20 protein-coding genes are annotated in these 19,665 nt (G+C 58.0%); 16 read left to right on the top strand and 4 right to left on the bottom strand.

Annotation, left to right across the window (positions count from 1 at the left end; genetic code table 11):
- The first annotated feature begins 105 nt into the window (after positions 1–105).
- The 6 genes from Q1A43_RS13505 to Q1A43_RS13480 all read left to right on the top strand — a co-directional run bounded on the left by Q1A43_RS13505 (position 106) and on the right by Q1A43_RS13480 (position 7,558).
- On the top strand, positions 106–891 hold the full coding sequence (locus Q1A43_RS13505; protein WP_299935962.1) for a uracil-DNA glycosylase: 786 nt from the start codon (positions 106–108) through the stop codon (positions 889–891).
- The gene (locus Q1A43_RS13500) at positions 888–1,496 is read left to right on the top strand and encodes a LysE family translocator (protein WP_299935960.1); all 609 of its coding nucleotides are present in this window, start codon (positions 888–890) and stop codon (positions 1,494–1,496) included. Before Q1A43_RS13505 ends, Q1A43_RS13500 begins: the two co-directional genes overlap by 4 nt.
- A 5-nt stretch (positions 1,497–1,501) precedes the next feature.
- Positions 1,502–2,071 carry a hypothetical protein gene (locus tag Q1A43_RS13495; protein ID WP_299935957.1) on the top strand — a complete coding sequence of 190 codons (570 nt, stop codon included), beginning with the start codon at positions 1,502–1,504 and terminating at the stop codon, positions 2,069–2,071.
- An 8-nt stretch (positions 2,072–2,079) separates the two neighbouring features.
- Entirely contained in the window at positions 2,080–2,622 is a 543-nt protein-coding gene (gene moaB / locus Q1A43_RS13490) for a molybdenum cofactor biosynthesis protein B (RefSeq protein WP_299935955.1), read from the top strand.
- Between the two features lie 85 nt (positions 2,623–2,707).
- The gene (locus Q1A43_RS13485) at positions 2,708–4,165 is read left to right on the top strand and encodes an HlyD family efflux transporter periplasmic adaptor subunit (protein WP_299926082.1); all 1,458 of its coding nucleotides are present in this window, start codon (positions 2,708–2,710) and stop codon (positions 4,163–4,165) included.
- Between the two features lie 3 nt (positions 4,166–4,168).
- Positions 4,169–7,558, top strand: a complete 3,390-nt coding sequence (locus Q1A43_RS13480) for an efflux RND transporter permease subunit (protein ID WP_299935952.1) — start codon at positions 4,169–4,171, stop codon at positions 7,556–7,558.
- Positions 7,559–7,653: 95 nt separating this feature from the next.
- Here Q1A43_RS13480 and Q1A43_RS13475 read toward each other — a convergent pair whose 3' ends face one another.
- Positions 7,654–8,460, bottom strand: coding sequence for a protein-disulfide reductase DsbD domain-containing protein (locus Q1A43_RS13475; protein WP_299935949.1), 807 nt, complete (start codon positions 8,458–8,460; stop codon positions 7,654–7,656).
- A gap of 150 nt (positions 8,461–8,610) precedes the next feature.
- Here Q1A43_RS13475 and Q1A43_RS13470 point away from each other — a divergent pair, with 150 nt between their 5' ends.
- Both Q1A43_RS13470 and Q1A43_RS13465 read left to right on the top strand, forming a co-directional pair.
- Positions 8,611–9,192 carry a YqgE/AlgH family protein gene (locus Q1A43_RS13470; RefSeq protein WP_299935947.1) on the top strand — a complete coding sequence of 194 codons (582 nt, stop codon included), beginning with the start codon at positions 8,611–8,613 and terminating at the stop codon, positions 9,190–9,192.
- Positions 9,193–9,255: 63 nt separating this feature from the next.
- Positions 9,256–9,588, top strand: coding sequence for a hypothetical protein (locus Q1A43_RS13465; RefSeq protein ID WP_299935945.1), 333 nt, complete (start codon positions 9,256–9,258; stop codon positions 9,586–9,588).
- Here the strand turns inward: Q1A43_RS13465 and Q1A43_RS13460 are convergent.
- A complete protein-coding gene (locus tag Q1A43_RS13460) occupies positions 9,563–10,510 on the bottom strand; it encodes an L-threonylcarbamoyladenylate synthase (RefSeq protein WP_299935942.1) in 948 nt (315 codons plus the stop codon). The two genes, Q1A43_RS13465 and Q1A43_RS13460, sit on opposite strands and share 26 nt — an antisense overlap.
- Positions 10,511–10,634: 124 nt before the next feature.
- On the opposite strand from Q1A43_RS13460, the gene Q1A43_RS13455 reads away from it, so the two are divergent.
- The 5 genes from Q1A43_RS13455 to Q1A43_RS13435 all read left to right on the top strand — a co-directional run bounded on the left by Q1A43_RS13455 (position 10,635) and on the right by Q1A43_RS13435 (position 14,867).
- Positions 10,635–12,335, top strand: a complete 1,701-nt coding sequence (locus tag Q1A43_RS13455; protein ID WP_299935940.1) for an acyl-CoA dehydrogenase — start codon at positions 10,635–10,637, stop codon at positions 12,333–12,335.
- A 9-nt stretch (positions 12,336–12,344) separates the two neighbouring features.
- Positions 12,345–13,376 (top strand): MBL fold metallo-hydrolase, encoded by a 1,032-nt coding sequence (locus Q1A43_RS13450; protein WP_299935937.1) that lies wholly within the window; start codon positions 12,345–12,347, stop codon positions 13,374–13,376.
- Positions 13,377–13,493: 117 nt separating this feature from the next.
- Positions 13,494–13,952, top strand: coding sequence for a DUF6173 family protein (locus Q1A43_RS13445; protein ID WP_299926106.1), 459 nt, complete (start codon positions 13,494–13,496; stop codon positions 13,950–13,952).
- A gap of 104 nt (positions 13,953–14,056) precedes the next feature.
- Positions 14,057–14,191, top strand: a complete 135-nt coding sequence (locus Q1A43_RS13440; protein WP_299926109.1) for an aa3-type cytochrome c oxidase subunit IV — start codon at positions 14,057–14,059, stop codon at positions 14,189–14,191.
- A 43-nt stretch (positions 14,192–14,234) separates the two neighbouring features.
- Positions 14,235–14,867 (top strand): hypothetical protein, encoded by a 633-nt coding sequence (locus tag Q1A43_RS13435; protein ID WP_299935934.1) that lies wholly within the window; start codon positions 14,235–14,237, stop codon positions 14,865–14,867.
- Here Q1A43_RS13435 and Q1A43_RS13430 read toward each other — a convergent pair.
- Together Q1A43_RS13430 and Q1A43_RS13425 are read right to left on the bottom strand one after the other, a co-directional pair.
- Entirely contained in the window at positions 14,852–15,178 is a 327-nt protein-coding gene (locus Q1A43_RS13430; RefSeq protein WP_299926115.1) for an AzlD domain-containing protein, read from the bottom strand. The genes Q1A43_RS13435 and Q1A43_RS13430 overlap by 16 nt on opposite strands.
- Positions 15,175–15,876: an AzlC family ABC transporter permease gene (locus Q1A43_RS13425; RefSeq protein WP_299926118.1), complete on the bottom strand. Its 702-nt coding sequence runs from the start codon at positions 15,874–15,876 to the stop codon at positions 15,175–15,177. Before Q1A43_RS13425 ends, Q1A43_RS13430 begins: the two co-directional genes overlap by 4 nt.
- 49 nt (positions 15,877–15,925) lie before the next feature.
- Between Q1A43_RS13425 and Q1A43_RS13420 the strand changes: the two genes are divergently transcribed.
- The 3 genes from Q1A43_RS13420 to Q1A43_RS13410 all read left to right on the top strand — a co-directional run bounded on the left by Q1A43_RS13420 (position 15,926) and on the right by Q1A43_RS13410 (position 19,654).
- Positions 15,926–16,801, top strand: a complete 876-nt coding sequence (locus Q1A43_RS13420; protein ID WP_299935931.1) for a formate dehydrogenase accessory sulfurtransferase FdhD — start codon at positions 15,926–15,928, stop codon at positions 16,799–16,801.
- Between the two features lie 448 nt (positions 16,802–17,249).
- Positions 17,250–17,888, top strand: a complete 639-nt coding sequence (gene mobA, locus Q1A43_RS13415) for a molybdenum cofactor guanylyltransferase MobA (protein WP_299926127.1) — start codon at positions 17,250–17,252, stop codon at positions 17,886–17,888.
- Positions 17,885–19,654: a bifunctional molybdopterin-guanine dinucleotide biosynthesis adaptor protein MobB/molybdopterin molybdotransferase MoeA gene (locus Q1A43_RS13410; RefSeq protein WP_299935929.1), complete on the top strand. Its 1,770-nt coding sequence runs from the start codon at positions 17,885–17,887 to the stop codon at positions 19,652–19,654. Before mobA ends, Q1A43_RS13410 begins: the two co-directional genes overlap by 4 nt.
- The last annotated feature ends 11 nt before the right edge of the window (positions 19,655–19,665 follow it).

Raw genomic sequence — 19,665 nt, 5'->3', positions numbered from 1 at the left:
GCAAGGGCTCAGAAACACTGTGACACTCGGCCCACCCACCCTCCCCCGAGCGTCACAGTGTTTCTTACCGTTTCCTCTGGTGCCAAGCGCGGGTAGGGTGCGCGCATGGAATCGGCGATTGATTGGCATACGGCGCGCGCCATGCTCGAGTGGCAGGCGGAGATGGGAGTGGACGAGGCGATCCTTGCCACGCCCGTAGATCGGTTTGCAGCCGAGGAAGAGGCACGCGCCAAGGCCGAGGCCGCGCGGGCGCAACCCCAAGGTGGCCAAGCCCCTGTTAGGATTGTAGAAACCCGGATCGATCCGATCGAAGAAGCGGTGAAGGCGGCGCAAGCCGCGCCCGATTTAGCGGCGCTGGAGGCGGCGATGGCGGCCTATCCACATTGTCCGTTGAAGAAAGGCGCGCGCAACTTGGTTTTTGCCGATGGTGTCGCCGGGTCCAAGGTGATGTTCGTTGGCGAAGCGCCGGGTCGCGACGAGGATTTGCAAGGCAAACCCTTTGTCGGCCGTGCCGGACAGTTGTTGGATAAAATGCTAGCGGCAATTGGTCTATCGCGCGATGAAAACGCCTATATCACCAATGTTTTGCCTTGGCGGCCACCGCAAAACCGCGACCCCAAGCCCGAAGAAATCGCAATGATGTTGCCGTTTTTACAACGCCACATCGCCTTGGCGAAGCCAGAAGTCCTTGTCATCGTGGGAAATATTTCTTGTCAGGCCTTGTTGGGTAAACGCGGGATCACCCGGTTGCGGGGCCAGTGGGGTCAGGCCGAGGGCAAACCGGCAATCCCGATGTTTCACCCGGCTTATCTTTTGCGAAATCCGGCTGCAAAACGCGATACTTGGGCGGATTTGCTTGAGGTGCAGGCCAAGTTGAAGGGGCTGAAATGATCATTGACCCCATTGTTTTACTTACCTTTATCCCGGTCGGACTTGCGCTGAATATCACGCCGGGCGCGGATATGCTGTTTTGCCTTTCCCAAGGGTTGCGCGGCGGGGCTCGGCCCGGTTGGGCAGCGTCGGCTGGGGTCTCGGCTGGGGCCTTTGTGCACACGTTTTTGGCGGGGATCGGTCTTGGGGCATTGGTGGATGCTCATCCCGGAGCCTTTGACGTCATCCGCTGGACTGGCGTTTCCTATCTCCTTTATATTGCTTGGAAAACCCTGCGTACCCCAATTGGTTCAGCGGATGCAAAACCGCTAACGCCGCGCCGAGCGGCGTGGCAAGGGTTTGTGGTCAACCTAACAAATCCCAAGGTGATCTTGTTCATCCTCGCCTTTGTTCCGCAATTCGTTGACCCAAGCCGCGCGGTTCTTCCGCAGTTCTTGATTTTTGGCGTGATGCTTGCGGCAGGTGGGTTGATCGTAAACGGCTTGGTTGGGCAATTTGCCGGAAATCTGCGCCATCGATTGACGAACGGAAGCATGACGGAACGGCTTACGCGGTGGATCACCGCAACACTCTTTGGAGGGCTGGCGGTTCGGCTGGCACTATAGGCAATATGTACAAAACATGTCTTGTTTGGGGGATATTGGCTCTGGCCTCTCCTGCTTGGTCTCAAGGGATCGACTATGATGCCCTATTTGCGGATCGCGCCGATGAAGTGTCGGTTGACGACAAGGGGCTGCATAGCCTGACGACCGCCGGGAACGTCACCCTGTACCGCGCCAAAGAAGACGGCAAATGGTACAACTGGGGGGTGGATTGGTCCGACCAAGGGTCGGTTGGATGTGCCGCCAAAGTCATCACCAACCTGCGCGCGGTCGCCGAAATTTGCACCGAGATCTTTCCGGCGTCACAAATTGAGCTTGTGAAGGACGTAGATCAAAAGTTGATGGCGTTCGAATTGGCCAATTCCTATCCGCCGTTGTCTGAGGACACGCAAAAGCGCCGCATTGAAGAGCACGCCGCGCGCGGCAAAGATGTGTTTGAGCAGATCGTCACAGATCAATATGGGGCCTGCCCAAAACGGCTCGAAACCGATGTGATCCGACTGGCGCGCAATACGGCGGTCAATTTACCCGATTTGCTTAAAACGCCGCGATTTGTCGTGGCCAACCCCTGTTTCTGAGGAATCCCATGTCCCGCATTGACGAGAGCAAAGAGTTTATCCCGGTCCGTATCGCTGTGTTAACAGTTAGCGACACTCGACAGCTGGCCGAGGATCGGTCGGGCGATACGTTGGTGGCCCGGTTGGAAAAGGCGGGGCATGTCTTGGCCGATCGCAAGATTGTGCAGGATGAGCGCGATATGATTTCGGCGCAGTTGCGCGATTGGATCGCGGACAAAGACATCGACGTGATCATTTCGACCGGCGGCACCGGTTTGACCGGGCGTGACGTCACGGTCGAAGCCCACCGCGACGTCTATGAAAAAGAGATCGAGGCCTTTGGCACCGTTTTCACCATAGTGTCGATGCAGAAAATCGGCACATCGGCGGTTCAAAGCCGGGCCACGGGGGGCGTCGCGGGGGGCACATATCTCTTTGCTTTGCCCGGAAGTCCGGGGGCTTGCAAAGATGCGTGGGACGAAATTTTAGTGCTTCAGCTCGATTATCGGCATCGACCCTGCAACTTTGTCGAAATTTTTCCACGTTTGGACGAACATCAGCGACGGAAGTAGCGGGAAGCCGCGTATAAGCCTGAGCTGCTTGGAATCTTTCGCCTAGCCGCTACATTTAAAGAAACCGTTCGCAGTGAGGAAAGCCATGCGTTTTCTACGCAAAAGCCTGACTGGCCTGTTCCTAGTGTCTTTGGCGCTGGGCATGTTGGCCTATGCGGGCATCATGGTGCGCGATGCCGTGCAGGCCCGTTTGGACGAAGAACCGCGGTCGCGTCCGGCCCGTGAACGGGTGTTTGCGGTCAATGTTGTGCCGGTGGTTTCGGGTCCTGTGGTGCCAGAGCTGTCAACCTTTGGTGAGGTGCATAGCCGTCGGACGCTTGAATTGCGCGCGGCGGTGGGCGGTGCTTTGTTGTCACTGGATCCGGTTTTTGTCGAAGGTGGGCGCGTACAGGCCGGGCAGCTTTTGGCACAGGTGGATCAGGCGAGCGCGCAGTTCAATTTGGACCGTGCCGAGAGCGACCTTTTGGATGCCGAAGCTGAACAACGCGAAGCGACGCGGGCGCTTGGACTGGCGCAGGACGAGTTGGCCGCGGCCCAAGAGCAGGTTGGATTGCGTGAAAACGCATTAAAGCGCCAACAGGATTTGAAAGACCGCAATGTCGGTACAGCAGCTTCGGTGGAAACGGCGGAATTGGCGCTATCTTCGGCGCGCCAAGCGGTGTTGACTCATCGTCGCGCTGTGGCCACCGCCGAGGCGCGGATTGATCAGGCCGTGACCCGTTTGCGCCGCGCCGGTATCGCCAAGGAAGAGGCGGAGCGTCTTTTGCAAGATACGGAAATTCGGGCCGAGTTTTCCGGAACCTTGTCGGATGTGACCGTTGTGGCGGGGCGTTTGGTGTCGGCCAACGAGCGTTTGGCGCAATTGGTGGATCCGGATTTGCTTGAGGTGGCGTTTCGTGTGTCGACCCAGCAATACGCGCGTTTGCTTGATGAAAACGGTGATTTGCGTGTCGCCCCGGTGAATGTGAGCCTTGACGTGTTTGGCACCAATATCATCACCAGCGGCAAGCTAAGCCGCGAGGGGGCTGCGGTTGGTGAAGGGCAGACAGGGCGATTGCTGTTTGCCGATCTTGATACGCCACGCGGGTTCAAACCCGGTGATTTTGTGACTGTGAAGCTGCAGGAACAGGAGCTGAGACGTGTGGTGCGTTTGCCGTCTTCGGCGCTGAATGCCGCGTCTGAGGTTCTTGCGATTGGGGCCGATGACCGGCTTGAGGTTGTTCCCGTTACGATGTTGCGCCGACAGGGCGACGATGTGTTGATCCGGGCGCGTGAATTAGAGGGCCGCGAAGTTGTGGCCGAACGCACGCCGCTTTTGGGCGCCGGTATTCGCGTCAAACCGATCCGCAAAGACGCGCCCAAACCCGCCGCCGGGCCAGAGATGGTTGAGCTTACCGACGAGCGGCGCGAAAAAATCCGTGCCTTTGTTGAGGCCAATAACCGGATGCCAGCCGAGGCGAAATCGCGGATTTTGGGGCAGTTGGACAAACCTCAGGTGCCGGTGCAAATGGTCGAACGGATTGAATCCCGGATGGGGGGCTAAGTGATGGCCCGCCGCGTTCCCAAAGCCGCTGGTGGCATTCTCAGCTATTTCACCCGGCATCCAACAATTGCCAATCTGGTTTTTGTGATCCTGATTGCCGCCGGGTTGATGGCCGCGCCAAACATGCGCGCGCAGTTCTTTCCTGATGTGGTTTTGGATGACGTCACGGTGCGTGTGTCCTGGGAAGGGGCGGGGGCCGAAGACGTCGACGCGGCGATTGTGCAGGTTCTTGAACCGGCGTTGTTGACGGTGGAAGGGGTTGAGCAATCTGGTGCTTCGTCAAGCGAAGGCAGCGCCTTTATCGCGCTTGAGTTTGAACCGGGTTGGGATATGGCCCGCGCCGCCGACGATGTGCAGGCGGCGGTTGATGCGGTCACAACGCTTCCCGAAGATGCCGATGACCCAAGCGTGCGCCGCGCGGCGTGGCGCGATAGGGTCACCGATTTGGTCATCACCGGCCCGGTTGGCGTCGATCAATTGGCGCGTTTTTCCGACGAATTGGTGGTGCGCCTGTTTGCCGAAGGGGTGACGCGCACGACAATCCGCGGGCTGGCGGCACCACAAACGATGATCGAAGTGCCATCGTCGAATTTGATCGCCTTTGACATCACCATGCGCGACATCGCAACGGCCATTGCCGCCGAGGTTGATACCGACCCCGCCGGTGACGTGGGGAGCGCTGGCGCGCGGGTGCGCACCGGTGTCGAAAAACGCACGGCACGGGATATCGGGGCAATTGCGCTGCGCTCAAACCCGGATGGGTCCAAGCTCACCATTGCGGATGTGGCCGAGATTCAAGTCGAAGGCATTGACCGCGAACGCAGCTATTTCGTCGGCGAAAACCCGGCCATATCGATCCGGGTCGATCGCACAGCTCAGGGCGACGCGATTGGCATTCAGCACACCGTCGAAGACGTCGCGGAAGAGTTCAAAACCTCACTGCCCGATGGGGTCAGCATCGACCTTATCCGTACGCGGGCCGAGGCGATTTCGGGCCGGTTGGACATCCTTTTGACCAACGGGTTAACCGGTCTGGCTCTTGTTGTCGGGTTGTTGTTTTTGTTCCTCAATGCTCGAACGGCGCTTTGGGTGGCGGCGGGTATTCCGACCGCGATGCTTGCGGCGATTGCGTTGATGTATCTGTCTGGGCTGACGATCAACATGATCTCGCTCTTTGCGCTTATCATCACTTTGGGCATCGTGGTGGATGACGCGATTGTGGTTGGCGAACATGCCGATCACCTGTCCCGCCGGGGTTTGGACCCCTATCAGGCGGCGGAATCAGCGGCGCGGCGCATGGCTTTACCGGTGTTTTCGGCGACCTTGACCACGGTGATTGCCTTTTTTGGTTTGACGGCGATTGGCGGTCGGTTTGGCGATTTGATCGGGGATATTCCGTTCACAGTGATTGTGGTTTTGCTGGCCTCTTTGGTCGAATGCTTTTTGATCCTGCCGCACCATATGGCGCATGCACTCAAACATTCCGCCGAACAACATTGGTATGATTGGCCGTCGCGCGTGGTTGATCGCGGTTTTTGCTTTGTGCGTGACAAGCTGTTTCGCCCGTTCATGCGGCTGATTATTGGGATGCGCTATGCGGTGATAGCTGGCGCGGTTCTTGCATTGGCAAGTCAGGTGGTTTTGCTGATTGATGGCGATGTGCAATGGCGGTTCTTTAACGCGCCCGAACGCGCGTCGGTGACCGGGAATTTTGCCATGGCACCGGGGGCGACGCGGGCCGATTCCATGGAGCAAATGCGCCTGTTTCAACAAGCCACTGAAGAGCTTGCCACTGAATATGAGGAAAAACATGGTCGCAACCCGTTGGTCTATGTGGTGGCCGAAGTGGGCGGGAATGCCGGGCGTGGGTTGCGTGGGGCCGATACCAAGGACGCCGACCAATTGGGCGGCATTTCGATTGAGCTTATCGAGTCGGATTTGCGCCCCTATTCCAGCTTTGCGTTCGTCGGTGAATTGCAAGACCGGGTGCCGCGCCATCCCTTGGTCGAAACGCTGACCTTTCGCGGCTGGCGGTCGGGGCCGGGTGGCGATGCTTTGGACGTCCAATTTTACGGAGCTTCTGCCGAGGTTTTGAAAGCTGCCTCGGAGGATTTGCAAACCGCAGTGGCGCAGTTCCCCGAGATTTCGGCGGTTGAAGACAACCTTGCCTATGACAAAGAAGAGCTGATCCTTGAGTTGACGGCGCAGGGGCAGGCCCTTGGCTTTGAAATTGACGGGTTGGGGCGGGTTTTGCGCGACCGATTGGGGGGCATCGAAGCGGCCACTTATCCGGACGGACCGCGTAGCGCGGCGATTAGGGTTGAGCTTCCCAGTGGCGAGCTAACGGCGGATTTTCTGGAGCGCTCGTTGATGCGCACACCGGACGGGGCCTATGTGCCGCTGGCCGATATTGTCAGCGTTGAACGCCGCACCGGGTTTTCGACGGTCCGACGCGAAAACGGCATCCGGGTGATTTCGGTCACTGGTGATTTGTCCGAAGATGACCCGGCCCGCGCCACAGAGATCATGACGATACTGGACGAACAGGTTTTGCCGGGGATCGCCGAAACACGGCAGGTGGAATACCGGCTATCTGGTCTAAGCGAGCAAGAGGATGACTTCCTCAATGATGCCAAAACCGGATTGGTTCTTGTGTTGCTTGGGATCTACCTCGTGCTGTCATGGGTCTTTGCCAGCTGGTCGCGGCCTTTGGTTGTTATGGCGATTATCCCTTTTGGGTTGGTCGGGACAATCTATGGTCACGCCTATTGGGATGTACCGCTCAGCATGTTTACGGTGGTTGGTCTATTGGGGATGACGGGGATTATCATCAATGATTCCATCGTGTTGGTGACCCAGATTGATGAATACGCCGCCGAGCGGGGATTGGTTCCGTCGATCATTGATGGGGTTGCTGACCGATTGCGCCCGGTGTTTTTGACCACGGCGACCACGGTTTTGGGGCTTGCCCCCTTGCTCACCGAACGGTCAGCACAGGCGCAGTTTCTTAAGCCGACGGTGATCACCTTGGTCTATGGGCTAGGCTTTGGGATGATCTTGGTTTTGCTGGTGGTGCCGGCATTGGTGGCGATCCAGCATGATGTCGGGCGCTATATCGCCGCCTTGAAGCGGGGGCTTTGGTTCCGTGGGTTGGCGTTGCGGGCTTGGATGCTTTTGGGTTTTGCGGCGATGTTGGCGTGGTTGGCGGTGACCTTGGGCCATACGGCCGTTTATGGCGAACTGCCCGCGCAATTGGCCCAAGGGCCGGTGGCGCAAGTGGCCCCGAACCTCGCTGCCTTTGCCGTGTTTGTTCTTGGCTCGGGGGCTTTGGCGGTGGTGTTTTATGTGCTTGGCGGCTTTGGAATCGGCGTTAAACGCATGATGCGGGGATAGCATTTCTTAAGGAGGAAGGAAGGGGACCAGCCCCCTCTGAAGCCGATGGCTTCGGTCACCCCCGGGATATTTGTGGAAAGAAGAAGCCGGGCCGGTTAGCTATCGCATCCGCGGATGTCGACGGGCATTGAGCCACCCAATACGGTGATCCGGACACGCGAGCGATCAAGCGCAAACGCGCCACCGTTCATATGGGCCATCTGGGCCTCGGCCATAAGGCGATTGCCGTCCCACCATGTTTTCGGCTCACCGACCCAGACTTCGGGATTGGCGGTTTCGATCACGGTCTCTTCGCGCCCGGTACCCTTGGGCATGGCGATCTGCGCCGTGAGGGTCAGGCCGTTGGATGCCGGAGACACCGAACAAGAGACGTTGGACACCCCGGCCTCTTCTGCGGCGTAGGGTTCATCGGCCAAGGCGGCGGCGATGGACGGCGTTGGATTGGTGTTAGCGGCGGGCAAGACCGCCTCGACCCGAACGCGGTGGGGGAGGCAAACTTCTTTGCAGATGCCGATATCAATCACACCCTTAAGCCGGGAATCGCCGGTTGTGTTCAATTGAACCCGCAATGGCAGCGTGACCGAGCCGGAATAGCCGACCGAGCGCATGCCGGATTGGTGAAACACCTCGGGAGCGGGCCAATGGATGCGGACGCTTTTTGTGCCTTTGGCGCGTTTCCAGCGGAATTGCGGCGGAATGCCCGCATCCCCCGGCGCACGCCAATAGGTTTTCCAGCCCGGAGCCAGTTCGAGATGCAGCGCCGCCATATGCGAGCCATCCGCCATCCGCCATCCCGGTTGAAGCGTGGCGCGGATGACGTTTTCATAGCTTTCAGCGCTGGCAAGGGTGGGCAGTGCAAGGCAGGCGAGGGCAAGAATTGGGTGTTTCATAGGATCAGACATGGGGTTTTTCACGCCGAAATAAAAGTCACATTCCGGCGATAGGATGCGTGATGCGCCTAATGGTTGCATATGGGGGCTGCGGCACGTGTTCCCCTTGCGTCGCGCCCGTTGCCGGGCCATGCTGAGAGTCTAAGAACGGAAAGGCCCGCGATGACGTTGAAAGACGTAACATCCTCAACCAACCTGACAGGTCATATGCTGATTGCCATGCCCGGCATGGGTGATCCGCGATTTGAACACAGCGTTGTTTTTATGTGCGACCACTCGGACGAAGGGGCGATGGGGCTGATCATCAACAAATCCAGCGATGATCTTGATATGCCGACCCTTTTGACCCAACTTTCGATCGAAATGAAAACCGATCTATCCGATCATCACGTCCATTTTGGCGGGCCGGTCGAAATGGGTCGTGGGTTTGTTTTGCACACGCCCGATTACAAATCACTGGTGACGACGGTTGAGGTACGCGATGACATCCACATGACCGCGACCCAAGACATTCTTGAGGATCTCGGCGCTGGCGAGGGGCCGGAAAAATGGATGATGGCGCTTGGCTATGCGGGGTGGGGCTCGGGCCAACTTGAAGGGGAAATTGCCGCCAACGGGTGGTTGGTGTGCGAATCGGACCCCAGAATCGTTTTTGATTTACCCGATGGCGAACGATGGGGGGCCGCGCTTGAAAGCATTGGCGTTGCAGCACTTGCTCTTTCGTCCGAAGGCGGGCGCGCGTGAGGTGTTTGGTGGTTGGCAAGGTTCGCCGTGACGTTAGTAGAAATGCCAAAGGTCTATGAAACTATGATACTTCCTGCCATTTGGACCCCGGTCCGCATTGCTTGGACCCCGGACAGCGCCCCGTCTGAAACAGCGATTTCAAATGCGACGCGGCTGCTTGAAGCGGTCAAAGGGGCGGTTCCGGACTGGGCTGGGCGCGGCGATTGGCCGACGGTTTGCTTGCATTGGAGCAAGGCCAAAGTTGAGATCGAAGTTTATGACGACATGTATCAGCTATGTCAGTTTGATCCGGTTGATCATGCGACGATCACGGTTCTGGATTTTGAAACAAACGCCGAAGGGTTGTCAGAGTTGATCAAAGCCACCGGGTTCACCGATCAGCTGCAGCCCGGTTAAGCCGGTCATTGATCGCAATTCCCAATCCGGTATCAGGAATGGGAGACACGGCAATGGTTGGCCGGTTCATGGCATCGAGACGATGCAAGAATTCAAAGAGATTGGCGGCGGCTTCGGTCAGGTCACGTTTGGTCGATAGGTTGAGGTCGCATTCGATATCGCCAAAGCCTAGCCGCGCCTCGTTGGTGTTCCAGTTCTCTGCATTTAACCGGACCTGTGCCCGAGGTGCGTAGTGCGATTTGATCTGGCCGGGGGCCGAAATTGTCGCGTTTTCATCGCGCAAAAGAACGAGTCGCCCCAATGCTTTTGATAGGTCGTCACGGGTGACGCCGCCGGGGCGCAAGAGGGTCGGATCGCCCGCTAATCCCAGAATTGTTGATTCGAGGCCGACCGAACAGGCCCCACCATCCAGCACCGCTTCGATCCGGCCCGTGAGGTCATCAAGCACGTGTTGCGCGCGAGTCGGGCTTATTTGACCCGACGTATTTGCCGACGGCGCCGAGACCGGGCCACCAAAAGCGGTCAGCAGATCACGCGCCAAGGGGGCGTCGGGAAGGCGGATCGCCAAGGTGTCGAGCCCGGCGGTGACCAGCTTGGAAATACCCGCATCGGCGCGGATAGGAAGGACCAAGGTCAGAGGTCCGGGCCAAAAGGCATCGGCCAGTTTTTGCGCGGCTTTGGTCCAGTGAACAAGGGCCTTGGCGGCCTCAATCGTTGGGACATGCACGATCAGAGGGTTAAAGCTTGGTCGGTCCTTGGCCTCGTAAATTCGGGCAACGGCGCGATCATCGCGGGCGTCGGCTCCGAGGCCGTAAACCGTTTCTGTGGGAAAGGCGACAAGGCCACCGTTCTGCAGGACATTCGCCGCCTGAGCGATGTCTTGGGCCACCATGCCCAAACGCTGTGTCGCGATTTCTGCCATTGCGGCCCTCGTTTTCTGTGACGCCGCGTTTCGGTTGAAGGCGGCGGCAGGCCAATTCATTTTGCTTTTAGACACCTTTAGCTACAAGAGCGCTTGGCCAATGCCAAGCCATACGGGAGGCCCCATGACTTACCGAGCCCCGCTGGATGATTTCCGTCTGCTTCTGAACCACGTTATCGGCTTTGACGCCGTGGCCGGGACCGACCGTTTCGCCGATGCAACCACAGACACGGTTGAGGCGATTTTGTCCGAGGCCGCCAAGATGTGCGAAGAGGTGCTTGCCCCTTTGAACACCAACGGTGATCTCGACCCGGCGGTTCTAGAGAACGGCAAGGTGCGCACGTCAAAGGGGTTTGCCGACGGGTATCAGGCGATTGCCGAAGGTGGCTGGGTCGCGGTGTCTGCTGATCCTGAATATGGCGGTATGGGCCTACCGATGACGGTGACAAGCGCGGTGAACGACATGATGGTGTCGTCTTGCATGTCGTTGCATTTGAACCCGTTGATGACCCAGGGCCAGATCGAGGCGTTGGAACACCACGCCAGTGATGAGATCAAGGACCTGTATTTGCCGAAACTGGTGACGGGTGAATGGGCGGGGACCATGAACCTAACCGAGCCTCAGGCGGGATCGGATGTCGGGGCGCTTTCGTCCAAGGCCGAGCCGAATGGTGACGGGACTTATTCGGTGACCGGCCAAAAGATTTTCATCAGCTGGGGTGACAATGATTTCACCGAGAATGTGTGCCATTTGGTGTTGGCGCGCCTTCCCGATGGGGTTGCGGGCACCAAGGGCATCAGCCTGTTCCTTGTTCCGCGCAATATTCCCGACGAAAACGGCAACCCCGGCACCGCCAATAGCCTCAAGGTGGTCAGTGTTGAGCACAAGATGGGCATTCACGGTAGCCCGACATGCGTGATGTCGTTTGAGGGCGCGCGCGGTTGGTTGATTGGTGGAGAGCATGACGGGATGCGCGCCATGTTTACCATGATGAACAACGCCCGCCTTGGGGTTGGTGTCCAAGGGGTTGGCATTGCCGAGCGCGCCTATCAACAGGCGTTGGCCTATGCCAATGAGCGCAAACAGGGCCGGTCGCCCGAGGGCACAATCATTGGCCACGCCGATGTGCGCCGAATGTTGGCGACGATGAAGTCCGACACCTTTGCCGCGCGTGCGATCGCGCTCTCTTTGGCGGTGGCGATTGATATGTCCAACGCCACGGGTGATGCCGAATGGAAGGCCCGCGCCGCGTTTTTGACCCCGATTGCCAAGGCCTTTGGCACAGATACCGGCATCGCGGTGGCCAATATGGGCCTTCAGGTGCATGGCGGCATGGGGTTTATCGAAGAGACCGGAGCGGCGCAATATGTGCGCGATGTTCGGGTGACATCCATTTACGAAGGCACCAACGGCATTCAGGCGATGGACCTTGTGGGGCGCAAATTGTTGGATGGCGGCGAGGCGGCGTATCGGTTGCTTGATGAGATCGAAGCCTTTGCCGAAAGCGCGCGGGCGACGATGCCGGATTTGGCCGAACCGGTTTGGCAGGCCTCGGAGAACCTTCGCGAAACCACCGAAGCCTTAGCGGCCCGTGACATTGCGGATCGCTTTGCCGTGGCTGTGCCGTTTTTGCAGGGGTTTGCGCGGGTTTTGGGCGGTTATTTCCACCTTTGCGCCGCGATGGCCAAACCAGATGGGGCCGAGGCCAAATTGGCGCGGTTTTACATCACCCGGCTGTTGCCGGAGCATGTTGGACTATTGGCCCATGCCCGCGAGGGTGGCGATGATCTGATGGCTATTTCACCTGACGATCTGGCGGTGTAAGGGGCCTATATGACAGATGTGATCCGCTACCCGTTTGAAACACCGCCCGCCCCTGGCGAGGCTATCGAAGTTGCAGACGGAGTGCTTTGGCTGCGCCAACCGCTGCCGATGAAGCTGGATCACGTCAATCTATATGCGCTGGATGATGGCGATGGGTGGACCATTGTCGACACCGGGTTTAGCACCCGCAAATCGCGTGAGATATGGCAAGCGACATTGGACGGCCCGCTCAAGGGTAAACCGGTGCGCCGGGTGATTGGCACCCATCACCACCCCGATCATATCGGGTTGGCGGGATGGTTCCAAAAGGAACATGGCGCGGAATTGGTGATGACCCGCACCGCGTGGTTGATGGCGCGGATGTTGCAGTTGGATGTGCAGAACCTTCCGACCGATGAAACCGTAACCTATTGGAAAGGCTGCGGGATGGAGGCCAAAGAGCTGGCCGAACGGCAGGCCGGTCGTCCGTTCAATTTTGCCGATTGCGTTTATGAAATGCCGCTCGGCTTTACCCGTATTCAACAGGATGACGTGATCCGCGCTGGTGGCCGCGATTGGGATATTCACATCGGCAATGGCCATGCGCCCGAACACGCCACGCTTTGGTCGCGTGATTGCGATTTGGTGTTGGCGGGGGATCAGATTTTGCCGTCGATCAGCTCGAACCTAGGGGTTTACGCCACCCAGCCCGAGGCGGATCCGGTGGGTGAATGGCTAGAAAGCTGTGAACGGCTTTCGAAATTGGCGCGACCCGAGCACCTTGCGCTGGGCGGGCACAAATTGCCCTTTACCGGCGTGCCACCGCGGATGCGTCAGTTGATCGACAACCATCATGGGGCGCTTGATCGGCTGATGGACCATCTCGAAACCCCTAAATCGGCGGGCGAGTGTTTTATGCCGCTGTTCAAGCGTCATATTGGCGGTGGCGAATATGGTTTGGCGTTGGTCGAAGCGATGGCGCATTGCCTGCATCTTTGGCACGAAGGCCGCGCAACCCGCGAGATGCGCGCCGACGGTGCCTGGGTCTTTCAGGCGGTCTAGGCCCGCAAACAGCCCAACAAAAAGTTGATCACCTCTGGCAAAATCCGTCATTCTTTGTCACCCATGACTGTGCAACAGTGACACCAGACGGTTCATAACCGCGCTGAGGGGAAGACCATGAACGACACCATTGCCACCGCAGCCGAGGCGCATGAAGCAGACGCTATTCCACGCCGGATTGATGTGCATACCGAAGGAGAGGCCATCACCACCGATGACCTGCCCGAAGCGGTGACCAAGACGCCCGTTAAACAGAAAAGCCCGGCGGAATGGGCCTATGAACGGCTGATTCTCTATATCCAGAATTTTGAGAAGCAGCTGGACAACGAACACGAGGTCGCCATGGGCTTTGCCGGGGGAGACGCGGGTGTTTTGCGCATCGAAGGGTTGGGTTTTTTCGACCCGGATATCGTGACGTTTTACGGCACCGATCCAACCGGCGCGCGCACCCAGTTGATCCAGCATGTCAGCCAGCTAAGCGTTATTTTGCGGGCTTTGCCCAAGGCCGCCGAAGAAGAAAACAGCCCGCCGCGTCGTATTGGTTTCAAGCTCGCGAGCGAGTTGGGCGCGAAATAACCCGCGACAACTGCGCATTTTTGCAACCGTGACAGGCGGGCAAAAATGCGCTAACTCCAGCTGGAAACGCTGAGAAATACACACGAAGAACAGGACAGACACTCATGGCCGAACACAAGCATGGCAGCATGGATATCTCCGTACAGGAAAAAACCTTTGACGGATTCATCACGTTTACAATCCGCAGCCTGATCGCGATCTTTGCGATTGTGGTTTTTCTTGCGATCTTTGGCGCGTAAATCGCCTTTTCATAACTTGATTTGATCATTCGGGGAGAAGCTAATGGGACTGCGTTCCTTGGCATTGATTTGCTTGGCCGTTCTGACTTTGGCTGGCTGTGCGACCGACAAAGGGTATCCTGATGCCTCTCCGGAGCAAGCGGCGGCGGCGGCTTACCGTCACGACGGGCCACCGGCGCTAACGCTTTATACAATGATCTCTAACAGTTCTGGATCGGGTGCGCATACCAGCCTGATGATCAACGCCCCGAGCCAAAGGGTGGTGTTTGATCCGGCGGGATCTGTTCGCCTGAAGGCGATGCCAGAGGTTAATGATGTGCTGTATGGGATCACCCCGCGCATCAAAGATTTCTACGAACGCGCTCATGCCCGCAACACCTATCACGTGCGTATTCAGCGCGTCGAAGTCGCGCCGGATGTTGCGCAAAGGGCGCTGCGCCTCGCTCAGGCGAATGGCTCTGTGGCCTCGGCGATGTGTTCGTCGTCAACATCACAAATCCTTCGCCAATTACCCGGTTTTGAAGGCATCAAGAGCACGATGTTCCCTAACAATCTTGCGGATCAGTTCGCTAAAATCCCCGGCGTCAGTGAACGGATCCTGCGCGAAGAGGACCATGACGACAAGGCCGTCGCCATTCGTGAGTTTGAAGACAAGCTCGCTCAGGAAGGCCAATAAGCGGCGATAACCATTACGGCGGCCCCGATAGCAAGGGCCCCGTAAACGCTTTTGGTGACATACCCGACTACCACCGCTGATAGTGCCGCAACCAAGCGGACAGGATCGGTATGCCCGCCGGTCGCCGCAGGCCAAACCACCAGCGGTGTCACCAAGGCCGACAAAACCGCAACGGCGGTATAGCGCAGGTGCCGCATGACCCAATCGGGCATGACGCGGTCACCCACCAACCCCAAAAACAAAAACCGCAGGCCAAAAGAGCCGATGGCCAAGGCGATGATGACAATCCACAGGTCTGTTTTGTCGATCATACCAGCCCCCGGCGTTCTATTTCCGCTCCAACGATCATGCCGCCCAAGGCTGCAAAGATCAGGCCAAGGTTGAAGGGCACCCAGACAAGCGCCAACGCCAGCATGCAAGACGTCGCCGCTGCGCCTTGATGGGCTTTGGTTTTCAACGTCGGGGCAACCATGGCGATAAAGGCAATCGGGAGGGCAAAGTCCAAGCCGTTTTCAGACGGGATCGACGCGCCAAGCAAAGCCCCGATAGCGGCAAAAATGTACCAAAGCGGGCAAACCGGGGTCATGACCCCTAGGAAATACGCGAGCTTTTGTTCCGTGGTTTCATTGGGGTGTTTTTCATAGTCGATGGCCGAGGCCGCATAGGTCACGTCAACAATGAAATAGGCGGCAATGGCCCGTTTCCAGAGCGGCAGTGGCCCGAGATAGGGTACAAGCGCCGCCGAATACATTGCCATGCGCAAATTCACGATAAGCGCCGAGGCGATAACCACCACCAAAGGCGCGTTTTCATTCATCAATTGCAGGGCGGCAAATTGCGCGGACCCGGCGATCACAGCCACCGAAAACGCCACGGTTTCAAAGACCGAAAGCCCCGATTCCGTGGCCAAAACACCAAACAGCGTGGCAAAGGGGGTGATCACCACCACAAAGGGCAATCCGTCGCGAAAGCCCCTCCAATAGCTTGACATCACATCGCTCTGCGCCATGACTTACCCCCAACCCTAGACCCATAGCCGTAGCCAAGGCCCAAGCCATATGCAATTGCCCAAAAACGATTATCTCATTGCGCCTGATCCTAGCGCTGCGCGTTTGACGCGGGCCGTGTCGGGCACGGATCACACCGGCGCGCCGGTCGATGTGTCGGTGGTCGAGGAACGCCCCTTGACGATTTACCTAAACCGGCAAGAGATCGTCACGGCGATGACGATTGGCGACTACCCTGAATATCTGGCGCTGGGGTTTTTGCGCAATCAGGGGATGCTTGGCGATAGCGAGGACATCACCGGCGTTGATTATGACGAAGAGCTTGAGGTTGTTGTGGTGCGCACGGCGTCCGAAACGACCTACGAAGAAAAACTTCAGAAAAAGACCCGGACAAGCGGTTGCGCGGTTGGCACGGTGTTTGGCGATATGATGGAGGGGTTGGATCAGGTTGAGCTACCAGCATCCGAGCTTCGAACCTCGTGGCTGTATGCGCTGGCGCAGCGGATCAACACCACGCCGTCGTTGTACCTTGAGGCCGGGGCGATCCATGGCACGGTGCTCTGTCAGGGCGATCGGCCCTTGGTCTATATGGAAGATGTCGGGCGCCATAACGCGGTTGATAAGATCGCCGGTTGGATGCTGTCCGAAGGCGTCTTGGGCGGTGACAAGATGCTTTATACCACCGGGCGGCTGACCTCGGAGATGGTGATCAAAGCGGCGCTGATGGGCATTCCGGTGCTGGCGTCCCGGTCTGGGTTCACGGCATGGGGCGTTGAAATCGCGCGACAAGTCGGCATGACCTGCATCGGCCGGATGCGCGGCAAACGCTTTGTGTGTCTAAGCGGAGAGGAACGCCTTGTCCGCGATATCGACCCTGATAGCGTTCCTGAAGAGGCCAAGAAATCACGGCGGAAGGCGTCGGAATGAACCACTTGCTGGTGTATCTACTTCTCACGAATTTGGCCATTTTTTCTTTTTGGTTCTGTGTGGGTCGGCAGCAAAAGAAACTATATGCGAGACTAATTGAAGAAATGCGGGCCAATCCGCGCTATGATCTTGAGCAAATTGGTACGTTGAGCGAAAAACGCAGCTATAGTTATGACATATCTATGTATGATGGCTTGGAACGTCGCATCATTCTAAGAGGCCTTCCGCCACTGCCATGGGTATCAAACAAGGTGCTAGATCTGGGCCGTAGATTTCGATTTTGGGGGCTTCTCAATTGCGCCATAGGTTTTGGGGCGATCAGTTTGTTTCTTGCTTTCGCAGAGTTGTCGGTCCCCCTGAGACTTTTTTGTGCCCTTTGCTGGTTGTACTTTCTGGTTGAGCATTGGAAGCAGAACCCCAGATGGCCAAAATATCTTAGGAAAGCGCAATGAAACAACCCGTTGGAATGATCCTTGCTGGTGGTCAGGCGACCCGGATGGGTGGTGGTGACAAGGGGTTGTTGCCCTTGGGTGGGCAGACGCTTTTGGATCGGGTGATTGAGCGGATCGAGCCACAGGTGGCGGGGTTGGCATTGAATGCCAATGGCGATGCGGCGCGGTTTGATCGGTTCCGATTGCCGGTTGTACCCGATAGCATTGCCGAATTTCCCGGCCCCCTTGCCGGGGTTCTGGCCGGGATGGATTGGGCCGCGTCGCGCGGGGCCGATACGGTTGTGACGGTGGCCGCCGACACGCCGTTTTTCCCCGGTGATCTGGTGCCGCAATTGTTGCTGGCCGCCGATGGGCAAGAGCACCCGTTGGTTATGGCCACCACTCCGCGTGGTGACGGAGAGGCGCTTAAATCCGGTGGTGGGCGCAAGGTGAACCGGCACCCGACCTTTGGCATTTGGCCCGTTGCGCTGCGTGATGATCTGCGCGCCGCGTTAAACGATGGCCTGCGCAAAGTGGTGCTTTGGACCGACAAACATGATGGGCGCGAGGCGCTGTTTCCGGTGCACAAGTTTGATCCATTTTTCAACGTCAACACGCCGGAAGATTTGGCGGTGGCCGAAGGGTTTTTGACATGAGAATGTTTGGGGTCACCGGATGGAAGAACGCCGGAAAAACCGGGTTGATGGAACGGCTGGTGTCCGAGATCACAGCACGCGGGTTTTCAGTGAGCACGGTCAAACATGCCCACCACGCCTTTGACGTCGATCATGAGGGACGCGACAGCTATCGTCACCGCGCGGCGGGCGCGCATGAAGTCATGTTGGCCTCGGGCGCACGGATCGCGCAGATGACCGAGCTGCGCGGTGATGCCGAACCGCCCTTGGAAGTGCTATTGGTGCGGCTCAAACCCGTCGATTTGGTGCTGATCGAAGGGTACAAACGTGAGGCCCATCCGAAAATTGAAGCCTTTCGTGAGGTTGCCGGTCACGATCTGATCGCGCCCAAGGATGCGACGATCAAGGCGGTGGCATCGGATATTGCGTTGGATTTGGATCGACCGGTGTTTGATTTGGACGATACGGCGGCGATTGCGGATTTTGTTTTGCAATCCGTTGGATTGATCGAGGATACGCCGCAACCGACATCCGCTTTAAAACCTCCGCCGTTGAAAAACGACTGTTTTGCGCTGCCTCCCGGTGTGAATTGGACGCCGGTTGATGAGGCGTTGGAGGCGCTACGGGATCGGTTGAAACCTGTTGTTGGGCAAGAAGTCGTGCCGCTTATGCAGGCCGCAGGCCGAGTTTTGGCCGCGGATGTGGTGGCGAAACGATCCAACCCGCCGCTGCCAAATACGGCCGTGGATGGGTACGGGTTTGCCGGTGGGGTCCCCGAAGGCGAAGCGGTCTTCCCCTTGATCGAAGGCCGGGCCGCGGCAGGAGTGCCGTTTCAAGGCATAGTGCCCGCCGGTCATGCCATTCGTGTGCTGACCGGTGCGGCGTTGCCCGAAGGTGTCGATACCGTTGTTCTCGAAGAAGATTGTGCGATCAGTGACACGCAAATCGCGTTTAACGGCCCTGTCAAACAGGGGGCAAATACACGTAAGGCGGGCGAAGACGTGACGGCGGGCGATGTCGCGCTGCCTCAGGGGCGGGTGTTGACTCCGGCGGATCTGGCGCTTGCCGCTGCGATTGGGTTTGGCGAACTACCCGTGTATTTGCCGCTGCGGGTTGGGGTTTTGTCGACCGGTGATGAGCTTGTCGAACCGGGGCAAGAGGCCAAACCGGGACAGATTTATGATGCCAATCGCCCGATGCTTTTGGCGGCGATTGCGCGATTTGGCTATGAGGCGGTCGATTTGGGCCGCGTTGCTGATAGTCGTGAGGCCTTGAAGGCGCAATTGAATGAGGCCGCTGCGCAGGTTGATGTAATTCTGACCTCTGGTGGTGCTTCGGCGGGTGACGAAGACCATGTTTCGGCTTTGTTGCGGGAAAGTGGCGCGTTGGCGGAATGGCGGATTGCCCTAAAACCGGGGCGGCCCTTGGCGCTTGGGATTTGGGACGGCGTGCCGGTGTTTGGATTGCCGGGGAACCCGGTTGCGGCCTTTGTCTGTACTCTGATCTTTGCGCGCCCGTCTCTTTCGGTTCTGGCAGGGAGCGGATGGCGCGTGCCCGATCATTATGACCTTCCGGCGGCGTTCAGCAAACGCAAGAAACCGGGACGACGCGAATACCTGCGGGCCCGAATGCGCAATGGGCACGCCGAGGTCTTCAAATCCGAAGGGTCGGGCCGGGTGTCGGGCCTAAGTTGGGCAGAGGGGCTTGTTGAGCTTGGTGATGAGGGGCGCGACATCAAAGAGGGTGATTTGGTGCGGTACTATCCCTATGGTAGTTTTGGGTTGTAAGGCGACATCGC

The sequence above is a fragment of the uncultured Pelagimonas sp. genome (assembly GCF_947498515.1).
In the GTDB taxonomy this organism is placed as follows: domain Bacteria; phylum Pseudomonadota; class Alphaproteobacteria; order Rhodobacterales; family Rhodobacteraceae; genus Pelagimonas.
This window is presented reverse-complemented; position numbering and strand designations above follow the sequence as displayed.

What these genes read in the sequence shown, in the direction of transcription:
- Q1A43_RS13440 (WP_299926109.1), top strand. Translation starts at nt 14,057, where the DNA reads ATGGCCGAACACAAGCATGGCAGCATGGATATCTCCGTACAGGAAAAA.
- Q1A43_RS13505 (WP_299935962.1), top strand. Translation starts at nt 106, where the DNA reads ATGGAATCGGCGATTGATTGGCATACGGCGCGCGCCATGCTCGAGTGG.
- Q1A43_RS13425 (WP_299926118.1), bottom strand. Translation starts at nt 15,876, where the DNA reads ATGGCGCAGAGCGATGTGATGTCAAGCTATTGGAGGGGCTTTCGCGAC.
- Q1A43_RS13460 (WP_299935942.1), bottom strand. Translation starts at nt 10,510, where the DNA reads ATGGCAGAAATCGCGACACAGCGTTTGGGCATGGTGGCCCAAGACATC.
- mobA (WP_299926127.1), top strand. Translation starts at nt 17,250, where the DNA reads ATGAAACAACCCGTTGGAATGATCCTTGCTGGTGGTCAGGCGACCCGG.
- Q1A43_RS13435 (WP_299935934.1), top strand. Translation starts at nt 14,235, where the DNA reads ATGGGACTGCGTTCCTTGGCATTGATTTGCTTGGCCGTTCTGACTTTG.
- Q1A43_RS13485 (WP_299926082.1), top strand. Translation starts at nt 2,708, where the DNA reads ATGCGTTTTCTACGCAAAAGCCTGACTGGCCTGTTCCTAGTGTCTTTG.
- Q1A43_RS13445 (WP_299926106.1), top strand. Translation starts at nt 13,494, where the DNA reads ATGAACGACACCATTGCCACCGCAGCCGAGGCGCATGAAGCAGACGCT.
- Q1A43_RS13500 (WP_299935960.1), top strand. Translation starts at nt 888, where the DNA reads ATGATCATTGACCCCATTGTTTTACTTACCTTTATCCCGGTCGGACTT.
- moaB (WP_299935955.1), top strand. Translation starts at nt 2,080, where the DNA reads ATGTCCCGCATTGACGAGAGCAAAGAGTTTATCCCGGTCCGTATCGCT.
- Q1A43_RS13465 (WP_299935945.1), top strand. Translation starts at nt 9,256, where the DNA reads ATGATACTTCCTGCCATTTGGACCCCGGTCCGCATTGCTTGGACCCCG.
- Q1A43_RS13450 (WP_299935937.1), top strand. Translation starts at nt 12,345, where the DNA reads ATGACAGATGTGATCCGCTACCCGTTTGAAACACCGCCCGCCCCTGGC.
- Q1A43_RS13480 (WP_299935952.1), top strand. Translation starts at nt 4,169, where the DNA reads ATGGCCCGCCGCGTTCCCAAAGCCGCTGGTGGCATTCTCAGCTATTTC.
- Q1A43_RS13495 (WP_299935957.1), top strand. Translation starts at nt 1,502, where the DNA reads ATGTACAAAACATGTCTTGTTTGGGGGATATTGGCTCTGGCCTCTCCT.
- Q1A43_RS13470 (WP_299935947.1), top strand. Translation starts at nt 8,611, where the DNA reads ATGACGTTGAAAGACGTAACATCCTCAACCAACCTGACAGGTCATATG.
- Q1A43_RS13410 (WP_299935929.1), top strand. Translation starts at nt 17,885, where the DNA reads ATGAGAATGTTTGGGGTCACCGGATGGAAGAACGCCGGAAAAACCGGG.
- Q1A43_RS13420 (WP_299935931.1), top strand. Translation starts at nt 15,926, where the DNA reads ATGCAATTGCCCAAAAACGATTATCTCATTGCGCCTGATCCTAGCGCT.
- Q1A43_RS13475 (WP_299935949.1), bottom strand. Translation starts at nt 8,460, where the DNA reads ATGTCTGATCCTATGAAACACCCAATTCTTGCCCTCGCCTGCCTTGCA.
- Q1A43_RS13455 (WP_299935940.1), top strand. Translation starts at nt 10,635, where the DNA reads ATGACTTACCGAGCCCCGCTGGATGATTTCCGTCTGCTTCTGAACCAC.
- Q1A43_RS13430 (WP_299926115.1), bottom strand. Translation starts at nt 15,178, where the DNA reads ATGATCGACAAAACAGACCTGTGGATTGTCATCATCGCCTTGGCCATC.